This is a genomic window from Roseateles sp. GW821-FHT09B06 (assembly GCF_059418245.1).
Genome location: NZ_JBWKPM010000021.1, coordinates 1 through 24923 on the forward strand (window position 1 = coordinate 1; position 24923 = coordinate 24923).

The 24923-nt window shown below is 70.3% G+C and carries 29 protein-coding genes; 11 read left to right on the forward strand and 18 right to left on the reverse strand.

The features are described from left to right. A partial coding sequence (locus AC07OQ_RS17090) for a peptidoglycan-binding protein (RefSeq protein ID WP_495054333.1) occupies positions 1-667 on the forward strand: 667 nt, incomplete at its 5' end. A 15-nt stretch (positions 668-682) separates the two neighbouring features. Then, a complete protein-coding gene (locus tag AC07OQ_RS17095) occupies positions 683-1366 on the forward strand; it encodes a general secretion pathway protein GspB (protein WP_495054334.1) in 684 nt (227 codons plus the stop codon). Positions 1367-1592: 226 nt separating this feature from the next. Here AC07OQ_RS17095 and AC07OQ_RS17100 read toward each other — a convergent pair whose 3' ends face one another. Next, positions 1593-2924, reverse strand: coding sequence for an aminotransferase-like domain-containing protein (locus AC07OQ_RS17100; protein WP_495054335.1), 1332 nt, complete (start codon positions 2922-2924; stop codon positions 1593-1595). Positions 2925-3009: 85 nt separating this feature from the next. On the opposite strand from AC07OQ_RS17100, the gene AC07OQ_RS17105 reads away from it, so the two are divergent. Together AC07OQ_RS17105 and AC07OQ_RS17110 are read left to right on the forward strand one after the other, a co-directional pair. Further along, entirely contained in the window at positions 3010-3423 is a 414-nt protein-coding gene (locus AC07OQ_RS17105; protein WP_495054336.1) for a VOC family protein, read from the forward strand. 5 nt (positions 3424-3428) lie between these two features. Further along, positions 3429-4058, forward strand: coding sequence for a LysE family translocator (locus tag AC07OQ_RS17110; protein ID WP_495054425.1), 630 nt, complete (start codon positions 3429-3431; stop codon positions 4056-4058). Here AC07OQ_RS17110 and AC07OQ_RS17115 read toward each other — a convergent pair. The 7 genes from AC07OQ_RS17115 to AC07OQ_RS17145 form a co-directional block, all read right to left on the reverse strand. After that, entirely contained in the window at positions 4045-5037 is a 993-nt protein-coding gene (locus AC07OQ_RS17115) for a Bug family tripartite tricarboxylate transporter substrate binding protein (RefSeq protein ID WP_495054337.1), read from the reverse strand. The two genes, AC07OQ_RS17110 and AC07OQ_RS17115, sit on opposite strands and share 14 nt — an antisense overlap. A 174-nt stretch (positions 5038-5211) precedes the next feature. Further along, a complete protein-coding gene (locus tag AC07OQ_RS17120; RefSeq protein WP_495054338.1) occupies positions 5212-6078 on the reverse strand; it encodes an alpha/beta fold hydrolase in 867 nt (288 codons plus the stop codon). A 76-nt stretch (positions 6079-6154) separates the two neighbouring features. Continuing rightward, positions 6155-6616 (reverse strand): SDR family NAD(P)-dependent oxidoreductase, encoded by a 462-nt coding sequence (locus AC07OQ_RS17125; RefSeq protein ID WP_495054339.1) that lies wholly within the window; start codon positions 6614-6616, stop codon positions 6155-6157. A 31-nt stretch (positions 6617-6647) separates the two neighbouring features. Beyond that, positions 6648-7649 (reverse strand): NADP-dependent oxidoreductase, encoded by a 1002-nt coding sequence (locus AC07OQ_RS17130; RefSeq protein WP_495054340.1) that lies wholly within the window; start codon positions 7647-7649, stop codon positions 6648-6650. A gap of 9 nt (positions 7650-7658) precedes the next feature. Next, positions 7659-8108 carry a DUF2147 domain-containing protein gene (locus tag AC07OQ_RS17135; RefSeq protein ID WP_495054341.1) on the reverse strand — a complete coding sequence of 150 codons (450 nt, stop codon included), beginning with the start codon at positions 8106-8108 and terminating at the stop codon, positions 7659-7661. A 50-nt stretch (positions 8109-8158) separates the two neighbouring features. Next, positions 8159-8764 (reverse strand): TetR/AcrR family transcriptional regulator, encoded by a 606-nt coding sequence (locus tag AC07OQ_RS17140; protein ID WP_495054342.1) that lies wholly within the window; start codon positions 8762-8764, stop codon positions 8159-8161. Positions 8765-8803: 39 nt separating this feature from the next. After that, the gene (locus AC07OQ_RS17145; RefSeq protein ID WP_495054343.1) at positions 8804-9169 is read right to left on the reverse strand and encodes a hypothetical protein; all 366 of its coding nucleotides are present in this window, start codon (positions 9167-9169) and stop codon (positions 8804-8806) included. Between the two features lie 165 nt (positions 9170-9334). Here AC07OQ_RS17145 and proC point away from each other — a divergent pair, with 165 nt between their 5' ends. Both proC and AC07OQ_RS17155 read left to right on the forward strand, forming a co-directional pair. Then, positions 9335-10150 carry a pyrroline-5-carboxylate reductase gene (gene proC, locus AC07OQ_RS17150; RefSeq protein ID WP_495054344.1) on the forward strand — a complete coding sequence of 272 codons (816 nt, stop codon included), beginning with the start codon at positions 9335-9337 and terminating at the stop codon, positions 10148-10150. Between the two features lie 30 nt (positions 10151-10180). Then, positions 10181-10732: a chorismate--pyruvate lyase family protein gene (locus AC07OQ_RS17155; RefSeq protein ID WP_495054345.1), complete on the forward strand. Its 552-nt coding sequence runs from the start codon at positions 10181-10183 to the stop codon at positions 10730-10732. Positions 10733-10766: 34 nt separating this feature from the next. On the opposite strand, the gene AC07OQ_RS17160 is transcribed toward AC07OQ_RS17155, so the two are convergent. Next, positions 10767-11261, reverse strand: a complete 495-nt coding sequence (locus AC07OQ_RS17160) for a GFA family protein (protein ID WP_495054346.1) — start codon at positions 11259-11261, stop codon at positions 10767-10769. Continuing rightward, on the reverse strand, positions 11258-11623 hold the full coding sequence (locus tag AC07OQ_RS17165) for a hypothetical protein (RefSeq protein ID WP_495054347.1): 366 nt from the start codon (positions 11621-11623) through the stop codon (positions 11258-11260). Before AC07OQ_RS17165 ends, AC07OQ_RS17160 begins: the two co-directional genes overlap by 4 nt. Positions 11624-11769: 146 nt before the next feature. Between AC07OQ_RS17165 and AC07OQ_RS17170 the strand changes: the two genes are divergently transcribed. Next, a complete protein-coding gene (locus AC07OQ_RS17170; RefSeq protein WP_495054348.1) occupies positions 11770-12846 on the forward strand; it encodes a serine hydrolase domain-containing protein in 1077 nt (358 codons plus the stop codon). A 22-nt stretch (positions 12847-12868) separates the two neighbouring features. After that, a complete protein-coding gene (locus AC07OQ_RS17175; protein WP_495054349.1) occupies positions 12869-13336 on the forward strand; it encodes a hypothetical protein in 468 nt (155 codons plus the stop codon). 18 nt (positions 13337-13354) lie between these two features. On the opposite strand, the gene ubiA is transcribed toward AC07OQ_RS17175, so the two are convergent. Next, on the reverse strand, positions 13355-14260 hold the full coding sequence (gene ubiA / locus AC07OQ_RS17180; RefSeq protein WP_495054350.1) for a 4-hydroxybenzoate octaprenyltransferase: 906 nt from the start codon (positions 14258-14260) through the stop codon (positions 13355-13357). Positions 14261-14362: 102 nt separating this feature from the next. Between ubiA and AC07OQ_RS17185 the strand changes: the two genes are divergently transcribed. Then, positions 14363-15079: a YebC/PmpR family DNA-binding transcriptional regulator gene (locus tag AC07OQ_RS17185; RefSeq protein WP_495054351.1), complete on the forward strand. Its 717-nt coding sequence runs from the start codon at positions 14363-14365 to the stop codon at positions 15077-15079. A 134-nt stretch (positions 15080-15213) separates the two neighbouring features. Here AC07OQ_RS17185 and AC07OQ_RS17190 read toward each other — a convergent pair whose 3' ends face one another. After that, positions 15214-15864, reverse strand: coding sequence for a hydrolase (locus AC07OQ_RS17190; RefSeq protein ID WP_495054352.1), 651 nt, complete (start codon positions 15862-15864; stop codon positions 15214-15216). Positions 15865-16021: 157 nt separating this feature from the next. On the opposite strand from AC07OQ_RS17190, the gene AC07OQ_RS17195 reads away from it, so the two are divergent. Further along, positions 16022-16939: a LysR substrate-binding domain-containing protein gene (locus AC07OQ_RS17195; protein WP_495054353.1), complete on the forward strand. Its 918-nt coding sequence runs from the start codon at positions 16022-16024 to the stop codon at positions 16937-16939. A 9-nt stretch (positions 16940-16948) separates the two neighbouring features. On the opposite strand, the gene AC07OQ_RS17200 is transcribed toward AC07OQ_RS17195, so the two are convergent. The 6 genes from AC07OQ_RS17200 to AC07OQ_RS17225 form a co-directional block, all read right to left on the reverse strand. Beyond that, positions 16949-17929: a branched-chain amino acid ABC transporter permease gene (locus AC07OQ_RS17200; RefSeq protein WP_495054354.1), complete on the reverse strand. Its 981-nt coding sequence runs from the start codon at positions 17927-17929 to the stop codon at positions 16949-16951. A gap of 129 nt (positions 17930-18058) precedes the next feature. Beyond that, positions 18059-18946, reverse strand: coding sequence for a branched-chain amino acid ABC transporter permease (locus AC07OQ_RS17205; protein WP_495054355.1), 888 nt, complete (start codon positions 18944-18946; stop codon positions 18059-18061). Positions 18947-18980: 34 nt separating this feature from the next. Continuing rightward, positions 18981-20204, reverse strand: coding sequence for an ABC transporter substrate-binding protein (locus AC07OQ_RS17210; protein WP_495054356.1), 1224 nt, complete (start codon positions 20202-20204; stop codon positions 18981-18983). A gap of 124 nt (positions 20205-20328) precedes the next feature. After that, complete coding sequence (locus AC07OQ_RS17215) at positions 20329-21039, reverse strand: ABC transporter ATP-binding protein (RefSeq protein WP_495054357.1); 711 nt, start codon at positions 21037-21039, stop codon at positions 20329-20331. 136 nt (positions 21040-21175) lie between these two features. Then, a complete protein-coding gene (locus AC07OQ_RS17220; RefSeq protein ID WP_495054358.1) occupies positions 21176-21946 on the reverse strand; it encodes an ABC transporter ATP-binding protein in 771 nt (256 codons plus the stop codon). A gap of 108 nt (positions 21947-22054) precedes the next feature. Continuing rightward, the gene (locus AC07OQ_RS17225) at positions 22055-22630 is read right to left on the reverse strand and encodes a helix-turn-helix transcriptional regulator (protein ID WP_495054359.1); all 576 of its coding nucleotides are present in this window, start codon (positions 22628-22630) and stop codon (positions 22055-22057) included. A gap of 110 nt (positions 22631-22740) precedes the next feature. Here AC07OQ_RS17225 and AC07OQ_RS17230 point away from each other — a divergent pair, with 110 nt between their 5' ends. Then, complete coding sequence (locus tag AC07OQ_RS17230; protein ID WP_495054360.1) at positions 22741-24915, forward strand: 3-hydroxybutyrate oligomer hydrolase family protein; 2175 nt, start codon at positions 22741-22743, stop codon at positions 24913-24915. Positions 24916-24923: the final 8 nt, after the last annotated feature.

Here is a 24923-nt window from a genome sequence, read left to right on the forward strand (position 1 = left end):
GCCCTTGGCCGCCAGCGCCGTGGCCGAACCGGCGCCGGTCGACCCCGCCGCGGCCGTCGCCCTGGCCCTGCCCCGGGAGCGCGACGCCTGGCAGGAGCTGGCCGCGGCCTGGCGCGTCGAGCTGCCCGAAGGCGAGGGCGACGAACCCTGCCAGGCCCTGAGGCGCCAGCAGGCCGGGGTGCAATGCTTCCGCAGCGACGACGGCATGGTGCTGCTGCGCCTGCTGGACCGGCCCGCCATCCTGACCCTGCACGACGGCTCGGGCACGCCCTCCTATGTCACCCTGCTGAGCCTGGGCGGGCAGGAGGCCACCGTGCGTGCGGGCAGCCGCACGCAGACGGTCGGCCTGCTGGCCCTGGGCCAGCAGTGGCGCGGCGAGTTCGCGACGCTGTGGCGCGTGCCGCCGGGCTACCAGGCCCCGCGCATCACGCCGGGGCCGGCCCTCGACTGGCTGGACGCGCAGCTGGCCAAGGCCTTCGGCGTGGCGCCCCAGCCGGGCGCGCCGGGCCTCGACGCCGCGCTGCAGGCGCGGGTGGCGGCCTTCCAGCGCTCGCAGGGCCTCAAGAGCGATGGCCTGCCGGGGCCCATCACGCTGATGCAACTCAACCGCGCGGCGGGCGTCGACGAGCCCCGCCTGCCGGCAGCCGCCACCCTGGCGGCGAACTAGGGCGAGCCGCCAGCCATGTCCTACATCCTCGATGCCCTGCGGCGCGCCGAATCCGAGCGCGAGCGCGGCAAGGTGCCCACCCTGCACAGCAATTCCGGACCCGCCGACCGTGCCGACGACGAGGGCGCGGCGCCGCGCCCGCGCCGCTGGCTGGTCGGGGCGGCGGGCGCGGTGGCGCTGCTGGCGCTCGGCGCCCTGGCGGCGCAATGGTGGCCGCAGCCCGCGGCCGAGCCCGTGGCCGAGCGCACAGCCGAGCGCGCGGCCGCACAGCCCGTACCGCCGCCGGCCGCGCCGCCCCAGATCCTGCCGGCGCAGTCGCCATCGCCATCACCGGCCGCGCCGGCCGACGCCGAGCCCGCACTGAAGCGCCTGCAGCCGGGCCCGCCACCGCAGCCGCTGGCGCGGCCGGAGCCGGCCCCGCCGACGGCGACGCCTGCCAAGGCGCCGCCCGCTGCCGCCCCATCGAACCGCCCCGCGCCCGGCCTCAAGGAGCTGCCCGAGGCGCTGCGGCGCGAACTGCCCGCCGTGGTGACCAGCGGCGCCATGTATTCCGAGACGCCGGCCAACCGCATGCTGATCATCAATGGCCAGCTGTTCCGCGAGGGCGACCAGGTCGCGCCGAATCTGGTGCTGGAGCAGATCCAGCTGAAGAACGCGGTGCTCTCCTTCAAGGGCCAGCGCTACAGCATCAGCTACTGAACCTCCTGGCACCGGCCGACCGGGCATTTCAGGTCTGTGCGGATATCGCGCGAACCTGGCAAGACCTGGCACGGAGCCTGCGAATAGACAGGTAATTCGTTTGTCTCCTCCATCCCCGCGATGGATTCAGCCCCAGGCCTCGCGGCCCGGGGCTTTTTTTTGGCGACCCTGCCCGGCGGGGTGCGAGATGCACCCGGGCGGTGCGGGCGAGCCCGGCGTCCGATCTTCAAAGGCTCGCGGCGGCCCGCACCCGGCCCAGCGCCCGTTCCAGGGTCGCCAGCGGCACCGAACCCAGCGCCACGCGCAGGGCCTGCGGTACATGGGCGGTGGCCGCGAAGGGCTCGGCGGTGCTCAGCAGCAGGCCTTCGCGCCGCAGCGCGGCCGCCACGCTGTCCGCGCGCAGGCCTTCGGGCAGGGCGAGCCAGAGGTAGTAGGCGCGGGGATGGGCCATCACGCTGCAGCCTTGCAGCACCCGGCGCGCCAGGGTCTGGCGCCGCCGCGCGTCGCGGCGCTTGGCCTCTTCCAGCGCATCGACCGTGCCCGCTTCGATCCAGCGGCAGGCCAGCGCCACGGCCAGCGAGGGCGTGTTCCAGGTGGAGGCCCGCTGCGCCTGCTCCAGCGCCGGCACCAGGGCCGGCGGCGCCGCGACAAAGCCGACCCGCAGCCCCGAGGCCACGCTCTTGGACAGGCCCGAGACATAGACCGTGCGCTGCGGTGCCAGCGTGAACAGCGGCCCGGGTGCGGCGGGTTCGGCCAGGAAGGCATAGGCGCCGTCCTCGATGATGAGCAGATCGTGCCGCTCGGCCAGCGCCACCAGCCGGGCGCGGTCCGCGGCGCTCATCACGCTGCCCAGCGGGTTGTGCAGGGTGGGCATGCTGTAGATGGCGCGCAGCGGGCGGCGCCGGCACAGGGCCGCCAGCGCGTCCAGGTCGGTGTGGCCCTCGCGCTGCGGCAGCGCGCACAGCTCGATGCGGTGCGCTTCGGCCAGCGCCTTGATGCCCGGATAGGTCAGCGCGTCGACGGCCAGCGCATCGCCGGGCTTCAGCAGGGCCAGCGTCGCCAGCGCCAGGCCCTGCTGGGCGCCGTTGACGATCAGCACCTGCGCGGCGCCGACCCGGATGCCGCGGTTGCGCAGATGCTGCGCCGCCGTCTGGCGCTCGTGCGGCCGGCCGCCCTGCGGCGCCGAGTGCAGCAGCGCGTCCAGATCGCCGGAGGCGGCCAGCTCGCGCAGGCCCTCGCGCAGCAGCTCGGCCTGGCCGGGCAGGGCGGGATAGTTGAAGCTGAGGTCGACCAGTCCGCCGCCGCTGGGCTGCTGCGCCAGCGGGCCGTGGCTGCGCGGCAGCGAGGTGTCGCGCACAAAGGTGCCGCGGCCCGCCTCGCCGACCACCAGCCCCACCGCCTCCAGCGCGCGGTAGACCCGCGCCGCGGTGGCCAGGGCCATGCCCTGCTGCCGCATCAGCGCGCGCACCGTGGGCAGCTGCGCGCCGGGGCGCAACTCGCCGCTGCGGATGCGACGGCTGAACTCGTCGACGAGGTGCTGGTAGCGGGGGCTGGGCATGGTGGCTGTATCTAGAACAATTATTTGTTTGTATCAGACGCCCCGGCTACGCTGAAGCCTTTGGTGAACAGGAGTCCAGTCAGCGATGTTCAGTCACATCACGGTCGGCTGCCGCGATCTCGCCCGGGCCGCGGCCTTCTACGACGCCCTGCTCGCGCCGCTCGGGCTGGCGCGGCGCGCGGTGCAGCCCGACGGCGGGCCGCCGGCGGCCTGCTGGATCGCACCGGGCCGGGGGCTGCCGCGCTTCTATGTCTATCGGCCCTTCGACGGCCGTCCGGCCAGCGCCGGCAATGGCTGCATGACGGCTTTCGCCGCCGCGTCACCCGCCGCGGTGGATGCCGCTCATGCGGCCGGCCTGGCGGCGGGCGGCCGCGACGAGGGGGCGCCGGGGCCGCGCCCGCGCTATGGCGAGGGCTATTACGGTGCCTATCTGCGCGACCCGGACGGCAACAAGCTGCACCTGGTGCACCGCGGCGACATGCCGGAGGCCGGGGCATGATGCCGATCGTCGAGCCCGCCACCCTGGCGCTGTTTGCCCTGGCCGTGCTGCTGCTGCTGATGTCCCCGGGGCCGAACATGGCCTTCGTGATCGCCCATGGCCTGAGCTACGGCTGGCGCGGCGGCGTCGCGGCCGCGCTGGGCATCGGGGTGGCCGATCTGCTGCTGACGGCCCTGACGGCGCTGGGCATCACGGCGCTGGTGGCGCAATGGCCGCCGGCCTTCGACCTGATCCGCTGGGCCGGCGTGTGCTACCTGCTGTGGATGGCGTGGCAGGCCTGGCGCAACCCCGGCGTCCTGGCGGGCCTGGGGCGCGGCCCGCAGCGTTCGCTGCGGGCGGTGGCGCTGCGCTCGATGCTGAACAGCCTGCTGAATCCCAAGGCCCTGCTGTTCTTCATGGTGTTCCTGCCGCAGTTCGTCGACGCCAGCCGCGGGCCGGTGGCGCGCCAGCTGATCGCGCTGGGCGTGCTGCTGACCCTGATCAGCATGCTCTTTCACGCGGGCCTGGGCGCGCTGGGCGGCGCATTCAAGCGGCTGACGGCGGCCGGGACGCGCGCCGCGCGCTGGCAGTCGCGCGCGCTGGCCCTGGTGCTCGCGGCGCTGGCGATCCGGCTGGCGCTGCTCAGTCGGGCTTGATGCCCGCCTCGCGCACCACCTTCGCATTGGCCTCGTGCTCCTGGCGCACGCGCGCCGCGAAGCTGTCGACGCTGCCGGTGCTCAGCACATTGTCGAGCGCCACCAGGCGCTCCTGCAGGTCCTTGGCGGCCAGCAGCTTGTTCAGCTCGGCATTGATCTTCAGCTGCAGCTCGCGCGGCGTGCGTGCCGGCGCGAACAGGCCGAACACCGAACTGAGATTGGCGTCCGGATGGCCCAGCTCGGCCAGGGTGGGCAGCTCGGGCATGGTGGCCAGGCGCTGCGGCGCCGCCACGGCCAGCACGCGCAGCTTGCCGCTCGCGATCTGCGCGTTCAGCGCCGGCGCCGGATTGGCGGTGAAGAGCTCGAACTGGCCGCCCAGGGCATCGTTGGTGACCTGGCCGCCGCCCTTGTAGGGGATGTGGTTGAACTGGACGCCGGCCTTGCGGCCGATCTGCTCCAGCATGATGTGGCCGATGCTGCCCATGCCCGAGCTGGCCATGTTCAGCTGGCCGGGCCTGGCCTTCGCCTGGGCGATCGCGTCGGCGAAGCTCTTGCCGCGGAAGGCCTGGGTGGCGATCAGGTAGACCGGCGAATACATCACCTGGGCCACCGGCGCCACATCCTTCAGCGCGTCGTAGGGCATGCGCGGCTGCAGATGCGGGTTCAGGGTCAGCGGGCTGATCGCGGCGAAGGCCAGCGTGTGGCCGTCCGGCGCGGCCTTGGCCATCAGGTCCATGCCGCTGGTGCCGCTGGCGCCGGGCTTGTTTTCCACCACCACCGGCTGGCCCAGGGCCGCGTGCAGGCGCTCGCCCAGCAGGCGCGCCACGGCATCGCTGGTGCCGCCCGGCGCATAGGGCACGACGATGCGGATGGGCTTGGTCGGCCAGTCCTCGCGGGCGCGGGCCGCCTGGGGCAGCAGGGCGGCGCCGGCGAGCAGCGCGAGCAGGGTCAGGCGGCGGGACGGGGCGGCAGGCTTCATGGGCGGAGGGCGGCGCGAAAGATGATGACGATGATGATGAAAAGGCGAGGGCGCAGCGTAACCCATGGCCGCAGCGATGGCCGCAGCAGGCTTGCCACCGATCGGGCCTCGCGGGCCCTGCAGGGGGCGATGCCGCCGGCCCGTTGCGCCATTGCATGGCCCTCGACGACGGGATCAATCCGTTTCGCGCGACAGGAACGCAAGCGCCCTGGGCACGAAGTCGGCATGGAACTGGAACACCGCGCCATGTCCGGCATCGGGATAGATGATGAGTTCGCTGTTCGGCAGGCGCCGCGCCAGTTCGTAGGTGTTAGCGCTCGGGACCATGCGATCGCTGTCGCCGTTGGCGACAAGGACGGGGTGCTGAACTCCCGACAGGTCCGCGGGGCTTTGCTCGCCCCACCGGCGCAGCGCTTTCAACTGGGCCTGCAGCGCGGCCACGGTGATCTTCCTGTCGCGGCCTACGGAGCGTTCCTTGATGCGCAGCAGAAACTCCTGCCCCGCGCGGATTCCGGCAGGCGTCCTGGTGAAGAACAGGAACTGCTTTGGATCCTGGCCGGTGAGCAAGCCCCGGAGCATGTCCAGGTAGGTGACCCGGGCCACCTTGCCGATGCCTTCGCCACCCGCGGGACCCGTTCCCGTGATGATCATCTTGCGCACGAGCTGCGGCCGCATCAGCACGATCTCCTGCGCAATCATCCCGCCCATCGAAAACCCGAACAGGTCGACCCGGCCAAGTCCCATGGCCTCGATGAAGGCGATGGCATCCTTGGCCATGTCCTCCATCGACGTCGCCGGGGCGCCGCTGGAGGCGCCGACGCCCCGATTGTCGAAGGTGACCACGCGATGCTGCGTCGCGAAGCCGTCGACGACCCGAGGGTCCCAGTTGTCCAGAACGGCGGCCAGGTGGATGAGAAACACGACCGGCGTGCCGGGCCGGTCCGCCCCGAGTTCCCGGTAGGCGAACTCCACGCCGCCTGCGGTGATTGTCCGGGTCGGAACGTCCTTCCAGCTGAGCTTCAATGTCGGCGATGCATTCATGTGTTTCTACCTTCGCGATAGGCCTGTCCGGCCGTGGTGCAGCACGCTGGTCCGATCGCCGGCGCCCGCGCAGCATTCAGGCCGCCATTGCCGGGGTGAAGAGTCCGGGAATGCGCGGGTAGCCCAGGCCGTTGGGCGATGGCGAGGTGCCCTCGACGACGATCAGGCCCGCCGAGGCGCGCTGGCCGTAATACTCGGCCATCAGCGCGTTGGGCGTATTGGCATCGACGGCGCGGCTGCCTGTCATGGGCACCATGACGGCGCGATTGGCGAGCTGAATCGAGGCAGCCGAGAGAGGTTCGAAAACGTTGTTGATCACCAGCGTCGCATCCGATGCCAGCGCTGCGGCGGCCCTCACCTCGTCGAGATTGGTGACGTCGAGTCGCAGCGGCCGGGCGCCGGGCAGGCTGATGCTTGCAGGGTCGCGCGCGCCCGCATAGACCTTGCGGGCGCCGCGGGCGAGCAATTCGCGGGTGAAGGCCAAGCCGATGCCGCGATTGGCGCCGGTGACAAGGACAACAGCGTTCTCAAGTTGCATCGGCATCTCCAGGAATGAGTCTGAACCGGGCTCACCTGACCTTGACGACGACCTTGCCCTTCGCGCGGCCGGTTTCGACATAGGCCAGGGCCTCGTTGGTGGATTCGAACGGGAAGACCTTGTCGATGACGGGGCGGATCGCTCCTCCTTCGATGAGGCGGGTGATCTCCAGCAGTTGGGGCCCGTTCGCCTTCATGAAGAGGAAGGAGTAGCCGATGCCTCGGCCTCGCGCCTTGCGCCTGATCCCCGAGCTCAGCAGCCGCATGACCAGTTTCACGAAGCCGGCTGCCGCGATTGCCTGGCCGAATTCGGGATCGGGCGGCCCGGAGATGGAGATCAGCTTCCCGCCGGTCTTGAGCACCCGAAGCGACTTCTCGAGCGTCTTGCCATCCTGGCTGTTCAGCACGACGTCGTAGTCGCGCAAGACATCCTCGAAGTCCTGCGTCCTGTAGTCGATGACGAGGTCCGCCCCCAGGCTCTTCACGAGCCTGGCATTGGTCGTGCTCGTCGTCGTGGCGACCGTGGCGCCCAACTGTTTGGCCAACTGAATCGCGAACGTGCCCACGCCGCCGGAGCCGGCCTGAACAAAGACCTTTTGCCCCTTCTTCAGTGCGGCCCTCTCAACGAGCGCCTGCCATGCCGTCAAGCCGACCAAGGGGATGGAAGCGGCTTCCTCCATCGTGAGGCCCCGGGGCTTGAGAGCCAGCGACGCCTCCCTGACCGGGATGAATTCGGCGAAGGCGCCGATCCGGAAATCATCGACCCGGGCATAGACCTCGTCACCCGGCTTGAACTGCCGTGCACGAGGCCCGACCCGGGTCACGACGCCCGCGACGTCGTGACCCAGGACGAGGGGCAGGCGATAGGGCAGGATGAGCTTGAACTCGCCGTTCCTGATCTTGGCGTCCAGCAGATTCACGCCGGCGGCATGGACCTCGACCAGGACCTCGTCATCGCGCGGCTCCGGAATCGGCATTTCCGTCGGCCGCAACGCGACCTTTTTCCCATAGCGCTCGAGAACAAATGCTTTCATGGGGCCTCCTTACTCCTGGCGTACCCAGGTTTGCGAACGGCCCAGCATCGGCACGCCGATGTAGCCGCGCACGCTGAGCTTTTTGCCGCTGTCGGTCAGGCGCAGCCTGCTGCGGTAGACCTTGCCGTTGTCCGGGTCGAGGATCTGGCCGCCCACGTACTCGTCACCCTCCTTGACCAGGCCGCTCAGGATCACCAGGCCGACGACGGGCGCGTTCTTGTTCGCGCCTTCGCACCTGTCGCACTTCGGGTTCGGGTCTTCGGTGGGGGCAGGAAAGACCTTCTCGATCCTGCCCTGCAGCGTGCCGTTCGATTCGGAGATGCGAATCAGAGCCCGCGGCTTGCCGCTGACGTCGTCCAGGTTCTTCCACAGACCCGTGGGCGAGGCCTCGTCGGCCCGCACGGGTGAGGCGGCGAGCGCGGCAAGCAGGGCCATGGCCTGGAAAAGTGAATTTCGCATGATGATCGTCATGTGTAAAGGCGAGCCAATGGGCCGCATCCCCGATGGGTTCAGTGAGCGGCTGGGGTCAGGTGTTTGAGGGCGGCCTTGCGCAGGCCGTCCGACAGTTCCGGCTCATCGACCGCGCGAGCCAGCAGCAAGGCGCCGACCATGGTGGCGATGGTCACGAATGCCCGTTCATGGGCGCTGGGCCGTCCCCAGTCCGGCGATTGGCGGGCGACGAGGTCGATCATTTCCTTGATGTGCCGGGTCGCCACTCGCCGCACTTCGGGCGCCTGGCGCGAGGTTTCGGAACCCAGGGCAGCCAGCGGACAGCCTGTTTCGGCATGCTCCAAATGCTCCCTGGAGAGATAGGCGTCGAGCATGGCGGTCAGCGCCATGCCGGGAGGCACGCCGGCCACGGCGTCCGCGGCCGCGGCCGCGGACTCCGCGCATGCCTTTCCCGCCGCTTCGGCCAGCATGGCTTCGCGCGACCTGAAGTGGGAATAGAAGGCGCCATGCGTCAGGCCGGCCTCTTTCATGATGTCCGCAACGCCGGTGCCGTCGTAGCCGCTTCGACGGATAGCTCGGGCGGCCACCGACACGATGCGTTCGTGCGTGGCATCTTTGGCGGCGGCCCTGGCATTGGTCTTTGCGTTTCGCATGATGTTCATCATACACAATTTGCCGACGACGCGCAGGAGCGCCACGGCCGCTCAGCGGGCCCGCGTCCTCGGATGGAGCGCCCGTCCGAGTCCGCCGAACCGGCCCAGCCAACGCGGCCAGCGCGGCAATGGCGTCGCGGCCTCGCGCAGCAGCAATGCGGCGCGGCCCCGCGCCCGCAGGTGCACCGGGCCATCGGCCGGCTCGACCACCCACACCATGCCGGGCCGCAGCAGCAGGCCGGCCTGGGCGCCGGTGTCGCCCAATGTGCGGCGCGGCAGGCTCAGCTCGACCAGTCCGGTCCGCAGCTGCAGCAGCGCCATGCCGGGCCGCAGCCGCAGCCATTGGCCGGGCTGCAGCTCGAGGACCTGGTGGAGCTGGTCCTGGCGCTGGGAAAAGGAGGGGAAAGATGGCGTCATCGCGGGCTGCTCCTGTCAAGGCCTCCAGCCTAGGCAGCGGCGGCGCGCGAGACCAGACACAAGGACCGCGCTGTGCTGCATTACAGTGCCGCCGCGCGCACCATAGCGGCCGCGTTGGCGGCGGGCGCCGGGCGCATGGCCGCGCCCGGCCCCTACACTTGGGGCATGAGCTCCCCCATTGCATTCATCGGCGGCGGCAATATGGCCAGCGCCATCATCGGCGGCCTGCTGCGCGCCGGCCGGCCGCCCGCCTCGCTGCGCGTGATCGAGCCCTACGAGACGCAGCGCGCGCAGCTGGCCCAGCAGTTCGGCGTGGCGGCGCAGGCCGCGCCCGATGCCGCCGCGCTGGCCGATGTCCAGCTGGTGGTCTGGGCCGTCAAGCCGCAGCTCTTTGCCGCGGCGGCCGCGCCCTGCCGCGGGCTGATCGGGCAGGCCCTGCAGCTCTCGGTGATGGCCGGCATCCCGACCGACGCGCTGGCCCAGGCCAGCGGCAGCGAGCGGGTGGTGCGGGCGATGCCGAACACACCGGCCCTGATCGGCCAGGGCATAGCGGGCCTGTTCGCCCGCGCCGCCGTCTCGGCGGCCGACCGCGCGCTGGTCGACGAGGTGCTGCGGCCCACCGGCGCCACCTTGTGGGTGGAACGGGAAAGCCAGATCGACGCGGTGACCGCGCTGTCGGGCTCGGGGCCGGCCTATTTCTTCTTCGTGGTCGAGGCGATGATGGCGGCGGCCCAGGAACTGGGCCTGACGGCCGAGCAGGGCCGGCAGCTGGCCCTGTCCACCTGCGCCGGCGCCGCGGCCCTGGGCCTGCAGTCCGGCGAGTCGCCCACGCTGCTGCGCGAGCGCGTCACCTCCAAGGGCGGCACCACCCATGCGGCGATCGGCAGCCTGCAGGCCGATGGCGTGGGCGAGGCCTTCGTGCGCGCCATCCATGCGGCCGAGCAGCGGGCGCGCGAGCTGGGCGCCGAGTTCGGGCGCTGAGTTCGCGCTTCACGGGCCGCCGACTCTCGGATGGGCATTGCAAGCCGTGCCGGCCTGCGCGACTGGCTGCGCGCGCCGGGTTCGCTGAGCCGCCGGCTGGCGGCGCTGGGCCGGCGCTACGAGGTCCAGGTCCTGCGCCAGGCGGTGGCGCCGCTGCGGGCGGCGGAGCGCCGCGCGCTGGGCCTGCCGCGGCGCGGCTGCGCCGTGGTGCGCGAGGTGATCCTGCGCGTCGACGGCCAGCCCCTGGTCTGGGCCCGCTCGGCCCTGCATGGGCAGGGCCTGGCCGGCCCCTGGAAGGCGCTGAAGGGCCTGGGCGCCAAGCCGCTGGGGCATCTGCTCTATGCCGACCGGCGCGTGGCGCGCAGCGAGCTGCAGCCGCGCCGGCTGGCCCGTCACGGCCATACCTGGCGCCAGATGCAGCGCCAATGGACCGAAGCCACGGGGGCGCCGCCATCGCCGCAGATGCTGTGGTCGCGCAACTCGGTGTTCACGCGCCACGGCGCCCAGCTGCGCGTGATGGAGCTGTTCGCGCCGGCGCTGGCCGCGCATGCGCCGCGGCACGGCCGGGCGCGGCGCCGCTGAAGCCGGCCATAGCCCGGGCGCGGCGCCGCCCCCGTTAGCGCGGCTGCCGGGCCAGCAGCGCGGCACGGCGCGCCAGGCTCTCGGCCGGCCAGTACCGCTTGCGGTCGTAGTACTCGGGCACGGCCGGCTGCTCCGGCGGCAGCAGCACCCAGGGCTGCTTGGAGGCGGTGAAGATATGGATGTCGGGCGGCAGCCGGTCCGGGTCGTCCAGGGTGCCGACGCGCACGAAGCTGACGGTGCGGCCGGCGCCGGCGTAATGGCTCCACAGCGCGATGCGGCAGACCGGGCAGCGCGCGATCAGCTGGCCCCGGCCGCTGTTGGAGGGCGTGTCCACCAGCTCCGGCGTGCCGGCCAGCAGGGTGAGGCGATCGCTCTCGATCATCGCGTTCAGCGCGAAGGAGGCGCCGCTCTCGCGCTGGCACCAGCGGCAATGGCAGCAATGCACGAACAGCGGCGCGCTTTCCAGCCGGTAGCGGATGGCGCGGCAGTCGCAGCCGCCCTCGGGCTGCGACGGCGTGGCCGCGCTCATACCCGGCTGTCGAGCTGCGAGACGGGCAGGCCGGGCAGGCTGGACAGGGCCTCGGGCTCCAGCGGCAGCCAGGCCTGCTGGCCGTCGGGCGTGCGCACGCAGCGGGCGCGGCGGCCGATGCTGCTCAGCGAGCCGGCCGGTACCGCGCCGGCGCATTGCTCCGAAAAGCTCAGGCTGCGGGCCTGGACCAGCAGCACCGGGTCGGTGTCGAAGCGGCCCATCGCCGCGGCGCCGGCCTCCGCCGCGCTGGCATAGAGCGCCACCACGGGACCGGCCTGCGTCGAGGGGGGCTGCATGCTCTGGCAGCCGGCGCACAGCGCCAGCAGGGCGGCAAGGGGGAGGGTGGCGAGCAGGGACTTCATGGCGGACGGCGGCAGGCAAGGGGTGCTGCCAGCATTCTGCGCAGTGCCGCCCGGCCCCGCCATCGGCCTTTCCCTAGGCTGTTTGCCGCATGCGCTGAGCGCACGCCCGGATGGCGGCGCCGCGGCCGCGGCGCTCTAATGGCCCGATGAACAGCCCGACCCTTCCCGATCTGACCGAGGCCATCGCCTTCGCCCGGGCCCATGAATGCCCCTGGCCGCGCGATCCGGCGGCCGACCCGGCCGCCTGGGGCGTGCACCACGAGGACACGCCGCCCTTCAACCGCCTGCGCGGTCCGGTGCATGCCCGCGGCCCGCAGGGCGGCGTGATCTGGCAGCGCGGCCGCGAGATCGCGGCCTGGGGCGAGCCGGCGCGGGCCGACCTGACCTTCAGCGTGGCCAAGACCTATCTGGCCCTGCTGGCCGGCATCGCGCAGCGCGACGGCCTGCTGCCCGACGAGCAGCGGCCGGTGGCCGAGCAGCTGCCCGGCATCGGTTTCGACGACAGCGAGCACAACCGGGCGATCAGCTGGGCCATGCTGCTGGAGCAGACCAGCGAATGGGAGGGCTCCTGCTTCGGCCTGCCGGACCAGGTGGACCGCTGGCGCAAGGTGGCCAACGACCCGCGTCCGGCCGGCGGACCCAAGGGCGGCGCGCGGCCGCTGCAGGCACCGGGCAGCTACTGGGAATACAACGACGTGCGCATCAACCAGCTCGCGCTGGCCCTGCTGCACCTGTTCGGCCGGCCGCTGCCCGAGGTGTTCCTGGCGGAAATCCTGAAACCGCTGGGCGGCGGCGCGGACTTCGCCTGGCGCGGCTATGACGACGCCTGGCTGGAGCTGCCGGGTGCGGGCCGGGTGCAGTCGGTGCCGGGCGGCACGCATTGGGGCGCCGGCGTCTCGATCGGCGCGCGCGACCAAGCGCGCATCGGCCAGCTGCTGCTGGACGGCGGGGCGCACGCGGGCCGGCAGATCCTGCCGAGCGACTGGGTGGCGAAGCTGCACGAGCCCTGCGCGATCGCGCCCTTCTATGGCCGGCTGGTGTGGCTGAACCGCGATAGCAGGAGCTTCCCGGGCGCCTCGGCGCAGAGCTTCTTCATGGTCGGCGCCGGCGGCCACTATGTGTGGATCGAGCCGGCGCTGGAGGCGGTGATCGTGCTGCGCTGGCTGGACGGGGCCCATGCGCCGGGGGTGATGACGCGGCTGAGCCGGGCGCTGGCGGGCTGAGGCGGCGATGACGGGCGCCGCGATGCCGAGTCCGCTCCTGCTGGTGCTGGCGGGCGGCCTGGTGGCCGGCGCGCTCGACATCCTGTTCGCGATCTCCTTCGCGGCCTACAACGGCACGCGGCCCCTGCAGCTGCTGCAGATCGTCGCCAGCGGTCTGTTCGGCAAGGCGGCCCTGGCCGGCGGCGCGCCGATGGCGGCCTGGGGCCTGGCGCTGCATTTCATGCTGTCCCTGATATGGGCCGGCCTCTTTCTGACGGCGGCCCGGTGGCGGCCGGTGCTGCTGCGGCCGTCGCCTTATGTCAGCGGCATCCTGTTCGGCATCCTCGTCTTCCTGGCGATGCGCCTGGTGGTGCTGCCGCTGTCGGCCTTTCCCTTCCCGGTCGGCTTCAAGCCGCTGGCCACGGCGCTGGACCTGCTGTCGCACATGCTGCTGTTCGGCGTGCCGATCGCCTGGGCGGTGCGCAAGGCGCTGCTGGCCGGGGCGCCCTGAGAGGCCGCGGGCGCGGCCCTAGCCGCGCAAGCTCAGATCCGCCACCGTCCCGACGAAGACCGCGAAGCCCACCCAGTGGTTCAGCCGGAAGGCCTTGAAGCAGCCCTCGCGGCCGCGCTCCTTGATGAGCGTGTAATGCCAGATGACCTGGGCGGCGGCGGCCGCGATGCCCAGCAGGAAGACCTTGCCCAGGCCCAGATGCAGGCCCAGCGCGGCCCAGCTCAGCAGATGGATGGCATAGAAGGCCATCACGCCGATCACGTCGAAACGGCCCAGCGTCAGCGCCGAGGTCTTGATGCCGATCTTGATGTCGTCGTCGCGGTCGACCATCGCGTACTCGGTGTCGTAGGCCAGCACCCAGAACAGGTTGGAGACCAGCAGCGCCCAGGCCGACAGCGGCACCGCGCCGCGCAGCGCCTGCCAGCTCCAGTCGTTGCCGCCCAGGGCCGCGCCGAAGGCCATCGGGATGCCGAAGGAAAAGGCCACGCCCAGCACCGCCTGCGGCATCGACAGCACGCGCTTGGCGTAGGGATAGAGCAGCGCGACGATCAGCGCCGCGAAGGACAGCGCGATGGTCGGCGCATTGGTCGTCAGCACCAGGCCGAAGGCGAGCAGGGCCAGCATGGCGCCGAGCAGCAGGGCCTGCCGCACCGAGACCGCGCCGCTGGTGACCGGGCGGTTCGCGGTGCGCTTGACATGGCGGTCGAACTCGCGGTCGGCCACGTCGTTGACGCAGCAGCCGGCCGAGCGCATCAGGATGGTGCCCAGCGTGAAGACGATCAGCAGATGCCAGCCCGGCCAGCCGTCGGCGGCGATCCACAGCGCCGACAGCGTCGGCCACAGCAGCAGCAGCCAGCCGGCGGGGCGGTTCCAGCGGATCAGGTCGAGGTACAGGGACAGGCGGGACGGGGCGTGGGTGCTCATGACTCCGGCATTGTGTCAGCTGGGCCCGCCGCCGCGGTGTATAAACCCGGCCCGGTCAACGAGCGATCTCGCCGAGCGATCTCGCATTACCAAGGAGCGGCCATGGGCGCACAGTGGAAAGCCAAACACAAGGACCTGGCGGCCAATGCCAAGGGCCGCATCTTCACCAAGCTGTCCAAGGAGATCATGCAGGCCGCGCGCAACGGCGCCGATCCGGACATGAACGCGCGCCTGCGCATGGTGGTGGAGCAGGCCAAGAAGGCCTCGATGCCGCGCGAGACGCTGGAGCGCGCGATCAAGAAGGGCGCCGGCCTGCTGGGCGATGCGGTGCAGTTCGAGCGCGTCACCTACGAGGGCTTCGCGCCGCACCGGGTGCCGGTGATCGTCGAATGCCTGACCGACAACGTCAACCGCACGGTCTCCGAGATCCGCGTGCTGTTCCGCAAGGGCCAGCTCGGCGCGGCCGGCTCGGTGTCCTGGGACTTCGACCATGTGGGCCTGATCGAGGGCCTGCCGATGGCCGATGCCGCGGCCGGCGCCGATCCCGAACTGGCCGCGATCGAGGCCGGCGCGCAGGACTTCGAGCCCTCGGAGGAAGAGGGCGGCACCCTGTTCATCACGGATCCGGCCGATCTGGATGTGGTCGTGAAGGCGCTGCCGGCGCAGGGCTTCAGCGTCGTCGCGGCCAAGCTGGGCTACCGGCCCAAGAACCCGGTGGACAGCCTGGGCGCGGCCGAGCTGGACGAGGTGGAGGCCTTCCTGGCCGCCATCGACGCGCATGACGACGTGCAGGAGGTCTACGTCGGCCTGACGGGCTGATGCCAGGGCCGGCCGGCGGCTTCGACAGCACGCCCCGGCTCGGCCGGACCCGCCCGGCGCCGACCAGCAGGCCGGCACCGAGGGACAAGAGATAGACCTTCATGGTGCCGGCTCCGGGATTTGGCGGGTCGGGGTCAGCCCTCGTGGCCGCCGAACATCGTCTGGGCGTAGGTGATGCCCAGGCCGTAGGCGCCGCCCAGCTTCTTGGCGATGCCGGTGGTCAACTCATAGGTCTCGCCGCGGGCCCAGTCGCGCTGCAGCTCGAGCAGGTATTGCACCGCGGTCAGCGGCCGCGCGCCGGCCTGGACCATGCGCTCCATCGCATGCCGATGCGCCTCCTCGGAGACGTCGCCCGAGGCGTCGGCGATCACATAGGCCTCGAAGCCCTGCTCCAGCGCCGACAGCACCGGGCCGACGATGCAGACCGAGGTCCACAGGCCGGCGAAGACGATGCGCGGCTTGCCGATGCGGTTGACCTCCTTGATGACGTTCTCGTCCTCCCAGGTGTTCATCGAGGTGCGGTCGATCGCGGCCTGGCCGGGGAAGGCGGCCTTGATCTCGTCGAACATCGGGCCGGAGAAACTCTTCTCGGCCACCGTCGTCAGAATCGTCGGCACCTTGAAACCGGCGGCGGCCTGGGCGACGAGGCCGGCGTTGTTGCGCAGCACGACCGCGTCGATGGACTTGGTCGCGAAGGCCATCTGCGACTGGTGATCGATCATCACCAGGGCATGGTCGGTCGGGGTCAGCAGGGACTTGGCGGGACGGGCATGGGCGTTGGGCATGGAATTCTCCTAATATCAATCAAAGTTTTGAACGATTCGCGGCCGGCGGATTCGCGGGTATTTGTTGGCGTTTCCTCTGGCGTGATTGCACTTTAAGGAGACCGGCCCGATGAAGCCAGCGGTCATTTTTCAATCAATTGATCAAAATTTCTGACCAATGAAGCTCAGCCTCGAAGTGCTCACCGTGCTCGACGCCATCGACCGCCGCGGCAGCTATGCGGCGGCCGCCGAGGAACTGCACCGCGTCGGTTCCGCGCTCAGCTACCAGGTGCTGAAGCTGGAGTCGGACCTGGGCGTCAAGGTGTTCGACCGCAGCGGCCACCGCGCGGTGCTGACGGCCACCGGGCGCCTGCTGCTGGAGGAGGGGCGCCAACTGCTGCGCGCGGCCCAGGCGCTTGAGGCGCGCGCGCTGCGCATGGAGCGCGGCTGGGAGACGGTGCTGCGCATCGCGGTGGACGCGACCGTGCCCTTCGCGCTGCTGCTGCCCGAGGCCCAGGCCTTCGCGGCCGAGCATGCCGACACCGAGCTGCGCTTCGGCCGCGAGGTGCTGGGCGGCTGCTGGGATGCGCTGGTGACGCGGCGCGCGGACCTGGCCGTCGGCGCGGTGGGCGAGCCGCCGGCCGGCGTGGGCCTGTCGGTGCGGCCGCTGGGCGAGCTGGAGGTGGCCTTCTGCGTGGCGCCCGAGCATCCGCTGGCCGAGGCGAGCGAGCCGCTGACCTGGGAGCAGATCCAGCCGCATCGCGTCGTCAGCATGGCCGACAGTTCGCACCGTCTGCCGGCGCGCAGCCTCAACGTGGCCGCCGGCCAGCCGGCGATCAGCGTGCCCGATCTGTGGGCCAAGCTGCTGGCCCAGCTGGCGGGCCTGGGCTGCGGCCATCTGCCGCTGTTCATGGCCCGGCCGCATCTCGAGGCCGGCCGGCTGCGCGTGAAGCAGCTGGCGGAGGCGCGGCCGCCGCAGCGCTTCCACCTGGCCTGGCGCACCGCCGACGACGGGCCGGCGCTGCGCTGGTGGATGGACAGGCTGAACCGCCCCGAGCTGATCTCGGCGGCGGCGCTGGAGCAGTACCCGGGCTGAGCCGGCCCCTCAGGCCCGGCGGCGCCGCTCAAGCAGCGCGCCGATCTCGCCGACCACGCCGCGGCGGAAGGCCAGCACGCAGAGGATGAAGATCAGGCCGGTCACGAGCGACACCGATTCGCCCAGGCCGTTGAACCATTGCACGCCGGTGGTCTCGGCCAGCAGCTTGCCCAGATCGCCGATCTTGTTCTCCAGCGCGATGATGATCAGCGCGCCGACGATCGGGCCCACCATCGTGCCCATGCCGCCGACCAGGGTCATCAGGATCACCAGACCCGAGGTGGTCCAGACCGCGTCGGTCAGGGTGGCGAAACCCAGCACCAGGGTCTTGGTGGCGCCGGCCAGGCCGGCCAGCGCGGCCGACAGCACGAAGGCCACCAGCTTGAAGCGGTCGACGTCGTAGCCCAGCGAGGTGGCGCGCGCCTCGTTCTCGCGGATCGAGGTCAGCACCTGGCCGAAGGGCGAATGCACGGTGCGGTAGATCAGCCAGAAGGCGCCGATGAAGATGGCCAGCACCACGTAGTACAGCACCAGGTCGCTGCCGAGGTCGAGGCCCAGCAGGGTGCCGCGCGGCACGGCCTGCAGCCCGTCCTCGCCGCCGGTGAACTGGGCCTGCAGGAAGAAGAAGAACAGCATCTGGGACAGCGCCAGCGTGATCATCGAGAAATAGATGCCCGAGCGGCGGATCGCCAGCAGGCCGAACACCAGGCCGGCGACGGCCGCGGCCGCGGTGCCGAAGGCCAGGCCCAGCGGCACCGGCAGGCCCCAGACCTTCAGCGCATGGCCGGCGCCATAGGCCGCCGCGCCCAGGAAGGCGGCATGGCCGAAGCTCAAGAGGCCGGTGAAACCGATCAGCAGGTTGAAGGCGCAGGCGAACAGCGCGTAGCACATCACCTTCATCACGAAGATCGGATAGGCGCCCAGCAGCGGCAGCAGCGCGATGCCAGCGAACATCAGGCCGTAGCCGACCAGGGGTTTTTTGTTGTGCATGGTTCTACTTCACCGCGATCACAGGAAACCGGCCGAACTTAGCGGCGCCCGAGGATCCGGCTTTGCCGGTCCTGCGGGCGCGCCCCCTTGAGGGGGCCGGCGAAGCCGGTAGGGGGTGGGCTTTGCCCTTCATTTCTCTTTACCGAACAGGCCGGCCGGGCGTACCAGCAGCACGATGGCCATCACGACGAACACCACGGTGTTGGAGGCCTCGGGGTAGAACACCTTGGTCAGGCCCTCGATGATGCCCAGGCCCAGGCCCGTGACGATGGAGCCGAGGATCGAGCCCATGCCGCCGATCACCACCACCGCGAACACCACGATGATCAGGTTGCTGCCCATCAGGGCCGTGACCTGCAGGATCGGCGCGGCCAGCACGCCGGCAAAGGCTGCCAGCGCCACGCCGCCGGCATAGGTCAGCGTGATCATGCGCGGCACGTTGATGCCGAAGGCCTGTACCAGCTTCGGGTTCTCGGTGCCGGCGCGCAGCGTGGCGCCCAGCGAGGTTTTCTCGATCAGGGCCCAGACCGCCAGGCAGACCACGATCGAGGCCACCACCACCCAGGCGCGGTAGTTCGGCAGGATCATGAAGCCGAGGTTGGTGGCGCCCTGCAGGGCCTCCGGCACGCTGTACTGCTGACCGGAGACGCCGTAGAAGCTGCGGAAGATGCCCTCGGTGACCAGCGTGATGCCGAAGGTCAGCAAGAGGCCGTAGAGATGGTCCAGCTTGTAGAGCCACTGCAGCAGCAGGCGCTCGATCAGGATGCCCAGCACCCCGACCACCAGCGGCGCCACGAGCAGCATGACCCAGTAGTTCAGCCCCAGGTACTCCAGGCCCATCCAGGCCAGGAAGGCGCCCATCATGTACAGCGCGCCATGGGCGAAGTTGATGATGTTGAGCATGCCGAAGATCACGGCCAGGCCCAGCGACAGCATCGCGTAGAACGAGCCGTTCACCAGGCCCAGCAGCAGCTGCCCCAGCAGCGCCGGCAGCGGTATCCCGAAAAAGTCCGTCATGTCTTCAGCAGCTCAACAGATCGAGGGGCTCAGGTCACTTCTTGACCATCGGGCACTTGCTGTCCGACAGCTTCGTGTAGGCCTCATTCGCCGGAATGACCTGGGCCACCTTGTAGTAGTCCCAGGGCTCGGTCGACTCGGCCGGCGTCTTGACCTGCATCAGGTACATGTCGTAGCGATGCCGGCCGTCGGGGCCGATCTCGCCGTTCTTGGCGAAGAAGTCGTTGACCTTGGTGCCCTTCATCTTGGCGATCACCTTGTCGGCATCGTCGGTCTTGATCGCTTCGACGGCCTTCAGGTAATGCATGGTGGCCGAGTAGTCGCCGGCCTGCAGCATCGAGGGCATGCGCTTCATCTTCTCGAAGAAGCGGCGGCTCCAGGCGCGCGACTCGGCGCTCTGGTTCCAGTACCAGCCGTCGGTCAGGTACATGCCTTGGGTGGCCTTCAGGCCCAGCGAGTGGACGTCGTTGATGAACATCAGCAGGCCGGCCAGCTTCATGTTCTTGGTGATGCCGAACTCGTTGGCCGCCTTGATCGAGTTGATCGTGTCGCCGCCGGCATTCGCCAGGCCGAGGATCTGCGCCTTGCTGCCCTGGGCCTGCAGCAGGAAGGAGCTGAAGTCGCTGGCCGACAGCGGGTGCTTGACGCTGCCCACCACGGTGCCGCCGGCCTTCTGCACCACGGCGGTCGCGTCGCTCTGCAGCGAGGCGCCGAAGGCGTAGTCGGCGGTCAGGAAGTACCAGCTCTTGCCGCCGCTCTTGACCACCGCGTTGCCGGTGCCGTTGGCCAGGGCCACGGTGTCGTAGGCGTAGTGGATGGTGTAGGGCGTGCAGTCCTCGTTGGTCAGGCGCGAGGAGGCGGCGCCGATCGAGATGAAGGGTTTCTTCTTCTCGGCCGCGATCTTGGCCATGGCCAGATTGGCGCCGGAGTTGGTGCCGCCGATCAGCAGGTCCAGGCCCTGGGTGTCGATCCACTCGCGCGCCTTGGAGGCGGCCACGTCGGCCTTGTTCTGATGGTCGGCATAGATCAGCTCGATCTTCTTGCCCGCCACCATGCCCTTCATGTCGCCGATCGCCAGCTTGATCGCCTCGACGCCGCCGGCGCCGTCGATGTCGGCGTACAGGCTGGACATGTCGGTGATGATGCCGATCTTCACCACATCGCCGGAGATCTGGGCCTGGGCCGCACCGGTGGCGGCAATGCCGCAGGCGGCCAGGCTGGCCAGGGCGATGCGCTTGATAGCGTGTTTCGTCGTCATGCTTGTCTCCTTCATGGTGAATGACATCGGGCCGGGCCTAGCGACATCCGCGGATTCGGCTTTGCCGGTTCGCCGGATGTGCCCCCTTGAGGGGGCGTGCGAAGCGCGTAGGGGGTGTTTCATTTCAAACGCTGAGCAGCTCGTCGAGCAGGGCCCGCTTGGATTCCAGTTCGGCGGCGGCGAAGGACTCGACCACCTGGCCATGCTCGATCACGATGAAGTGGTCGGCCAGCGGGGCGGCGAAACGGAAGTTCTGCTCCACCATCACGATCGTGAAGCCCTGGGTCTTCAGGGTGCGGATCATGCGCGCCAGGGCCTGGACGATCACCGGGGCCAGGCCCTCGGAGATCTCGTCCAGCAGCAGGATGTCGGCGCCGGTGCGCAGGATGCGCGCCACCGCCAGCATCTGCTGCTCGCCGCCCGACAGGCGTGTGCCCTGGCTCATGCGGCGCTCCGCCAGATTGGGGAACATCGCGTAGATCTCGGCCTCGCTCATCGGCTTGCCGCGACCGCCCTTCAGCGGCGGCGGCAGGCGCAGGTTCTCCTCGGTGGAGAGCGAGGCGAAGATGCCGCGCTCCTCCGGGCAGTAGCCGATGCCCAGATGGGCGATGCGGTGCGTCGCCAGGGCGATGGTCTCCTCGCCGTGCACCTTGATCGAGCCCTTGCGCTCGCCGGTCAGGCCCATGATGGCGCGCAGCGTGGTCGTGCGGCCGGCGCCGTTGCGGCCCAGCAGGGTCACGACCTGACCCTTGGGCACCGTGATGTTGATGCCGTGCAGGATGTGGCTTTCGCCATACCAGGTGTGCAGGTCCTTGATTTCGAGCGCGTTCGTCATTGATTGAAACCTTGCCGGACCGAGCCGACGTTGGCATGTGGCGATGCCGACCCAGCGAAGCCCGAGGATCCGGCTTTGCCGGTCCTGCGGGCTTGCCCCCTTGAGGGGGCGCGCGGAGCGCGTAGGGGGTGGGCCATCAATGCGCTCCCTGCAGCTCGGCCGCTTCGCTGCCCATATAGGCCTCCAGCACCGCCGGATGCCTGGACACCTCGGCGTAATCGCCCTCGGCCAGCACGGCGCCGCGCGCCAGCACGGTGATGCGGTCGGCGATGGTCGAGACCACCTTCATATTGTGTTCGACCATCAGCACGGTACGGCCCTCGGCGACGCGCTTGATCAGCGCGGTGACGCGCTCCACGTCCTCGTGGCCCATGCCCTGGGTCGGCTCGTCCAGCAGCATCAGCGCCGGCTCCATCGCCATCGTCGTGGCGATCTCGAGCGCGCGCTTGCGGCCGTAGGGCAGGTCGCCGGCCTTGAGTTGAGCCATCTCGCGCAGGTCCACCAGTTCCAGCAGGGCCAGCACCCTGGCGTCCAGGGTCTGCAGGCCGGTCAGGCTCTTCCAGAAATGGAAGCTGGTGCCGGTGAAGCGCTGCAGGCCGATGCGCACGTTCTCCAGCACCGTCAGGTGCGGGAACACCGCCGAGATCTGGAAGCTGCGGATCACGCCGCGGCGCGCGATCTCGGCCGGCTTTTCGCCGGTGATGTCCACGCCGTTGAAGACGATCTTGCCGCGCGTCGGGGTCAGGAACTTGGTCAGCAGATTGAAGCAGGTGGTCTTGCCGGCGCCATTGGGGCCGATCAATGCGTGGATATGGCCGCGCTGCACCTGCAGGTTCACCCCGTCCACGGCGGTGAAGCCCTTGAACTCCTTGGTGAGTCCGCTTGTCTCCAGGATGAGTTCGCTCATCGGCTGTTGTGTCTTAGAGTTGGACGCCCAATGTAGGGTGATCCCGTGCCGCACGGTCACGGGAAAGACCTTTACGTACGATTGCGCAAGGGCTTACCCGGATGACGTTCACGGCAATCCCAGGGTGCGTCCCATCAGCGCGGTGGCCTTGTGCACGCCGTAGCGCTGGCGCAGGCGGCCGCGCAGTTTTTCGATGGTGCGCGGCGACAGGCCCAGGCTGCGCGCGCATTCCTTGGCGGTCTGGCCCGCCACCATGCCGGCCAGCACCTCGCGCTCGCGCGGGCTCAGGCCCTCGGGCTCGACGCCGCTGGGCAGGGGCTCGAACACCCAGGCCACCTCGCGCAGCGGCGTGGCGCGGTCGCTGGTATGGCCATGCACGCGGAACCATTGCATCAGGCCGTCACGCCTTTTCATCAAACGTTCATCGCGGTAGCTGCCGTCCTGCCGCAGGCTGGCATGCAGGCGCTCGCCGATGCGCTCGAATTCGGTCCGGGTGGCGAACAGCATGCAGAAACTCTGTTCGAGCAGGGCCTCGCGGGGGTAGCCGAACATCGTGGCAAAGGCCTCGTTGACCCACACCAGGCGGCGCTCGCGCGCCAGCGCCAGGCCCAGGGGACTGAGCGCGGCAAAGGCCTCGGCTGGGGAAAACCCGGGCGTAGTCCCGGGGCTGGCATCGGCTTGCATGGCTGTCTAGCCTAGCGGACTGTCAGCGCTGCCGGGTCGGGACTGTCCCGATGGGCCGCGCCCGGCGCCAAGGACCCGCACGAGGCCCGCCGACAACCCAGGAGACCCCGATGAAGCACAAGCCGTATGCCCCCGCCGCCTGCCTGAGCGCCGCGCTGCTGAGCGCCGCCTGCAACGGTTCCGACGACCCGGCGCCCGAACCGCCGGCCCCGGTGCCGGTGGTCAACACCATGCCGGGCTTCGTCGCCGGCGGCACGATCTCCGCCGCCAGCTACGACGGCAGCAGCGACGACCTGCTGACCGCCGGCCTGGGCAAGACCGGCCTGCTGGCCGCCGCGCCGGCACCCGCCAACCCGCTGGCGCCCACCGTCGCGGAACTGCGTCGCAACGCCATCCACACCAACTACCGCGCCCTGGTGGACCCCACGGTGGCCGGCGGCTTCACCAAGCTCTACGGCCCCAATATCGACAACGCCGGCAACGACAGCCTGGGCGAGGGCAAGATCGCCGGCACCGAGCACATCGCGGTGGCCGACGAGGGCACGGGCAAGCAGAACGTGGTGCTGATGGTGCAGGTGCCCGCCGGCTTCGATCCCAAGGCCCCCTGCATTGTCAGCGCCACCTCCTCGGGCTCGCGCGGCGTCTACGGCGCGATCGGCACGGCCGGCGAATGGGGCCTGAAGCGCGGCTGCGCGGTCGCCTATGCCGACAAGGGTTCGGGCAACGGCCTGCACGACCTGGCCAGCGACCAGGTGATCCAGATCGACGGCACGCTGGCCAGCGCCGCCGCCGCGGTGGCCGCCAAGAAGCTGCATTTCAGGGCCGACCTGAGCGATGCCGAGCGCCAGTCCTTCAACGCCGCCTTTCCGAACCGCGTCGCCTACAAGCATGCGCATTCGCAGCAGAACCCCGAGAAGGACTGGGGCCGCGACACGCTGCGCGCGATCAAGCTGGCCTTCTACGTGCTCAACGAGAAATACGGCACCGACATCGCCGGCCAGCCCGGCAAGAAGGAGGTCGTGATCAAGCCGAGCAACACCCTGGTGATCGCCTCCTCGGTGTCGAACGGCGGCGGCGCCGCGCTGGCCGCGGCCGAGCAGGACAGCGAGGGCCTGATCGACGGCGTGGCCGTCACCGAGCCCCAGGCCCAGCCCGGCGCCAACGCCGGCCTCACGATCAAGCAGGGCGCGGCCACCGTGGCCACCCACAGCAAGCCGCTGGCCGACTACTTCACCTATGCCAATGTCTACCAGCCCTGCGCGGCCCTGTCGGCCCAGGCGGGACTGTCGCTCGCCGCCTTCTGGCCGGCCGCCTACACCACGGCCGCGCAGAACCGCTGCGCCGCGCTGCAGGCGCGCGGCCTGGTGGCCGGCGCCACGCTGGCCGAGCAGGCCGACGATGCGCTGGCCAAGCTGAACACCTATGGCTGGATGACCGAGACCAACTTCCTGCAGCAGTCGCATTTCCGCTTCGCCACCAACTCGATCGCGCTGACCTATGTGAACGCCCATGGGCGGTTCAAGGCCACCGACAACGTCTGCGGCTTCAGCTTCGCCAACACCAACGCCAACGGCGACGTGATCGCCCAGGCGGCGGCGACGCAGGCGAGCCTGTTCTCCACCGGCAACGGGGTGCCGCCGACCTCGGGCGTCAATATCGTCTACAACGACTCGGTGGGCGGCGCCAAGCTGGACTTCCTGGCCGTCTCGCCCACCAGCGGCCTGCCCGACTTCGCGCTGGACGGCGCGCTGTGCCTGCGCGCCCTGGTCACCGGCAAGGACCCGGCCACGGGGGCGGGCCTGTTCGGCACGATGAAGGCCTGGTCCGACCGCGTGATCGCCGGCATCGCCGAGGTGCAGCTCTCGGCCAAGCTGCGCGGCCTGCCCACCATCATCGTGGCCGGGCGCAACGACACGCTGATCCCGGTCAACCATGCGGCACGGGCCTATTACGGCAAGAACCAGCTGCAGGACGGCGCCGCGGCCAAGACCCGCTACTACGAGGTCACCAACGCCCAGCATTTCGACACCTTCATCGGCCTGGGCGCGCTGGCGGGCTATGACACGCGCTACATCCCGCTGCATGTCTACTTCGTGCGGGCGCTGGACCAGATGTGGGCGCACCTGAAGAGCGGCACGGCCCTGCCGGCCAGCCAGGTGGTGCGCACCACGCCGCGTGCCTCCGGTGCGGCGCTGGCGGCCGGCAATGTGCCGCCCTGGGCCGCCACGCCGGCCGCGGCCGACGCGATCGACTTCAGCGCCGGGGTGCTGAGCGTGCCGCAGTAGGCCGGGGC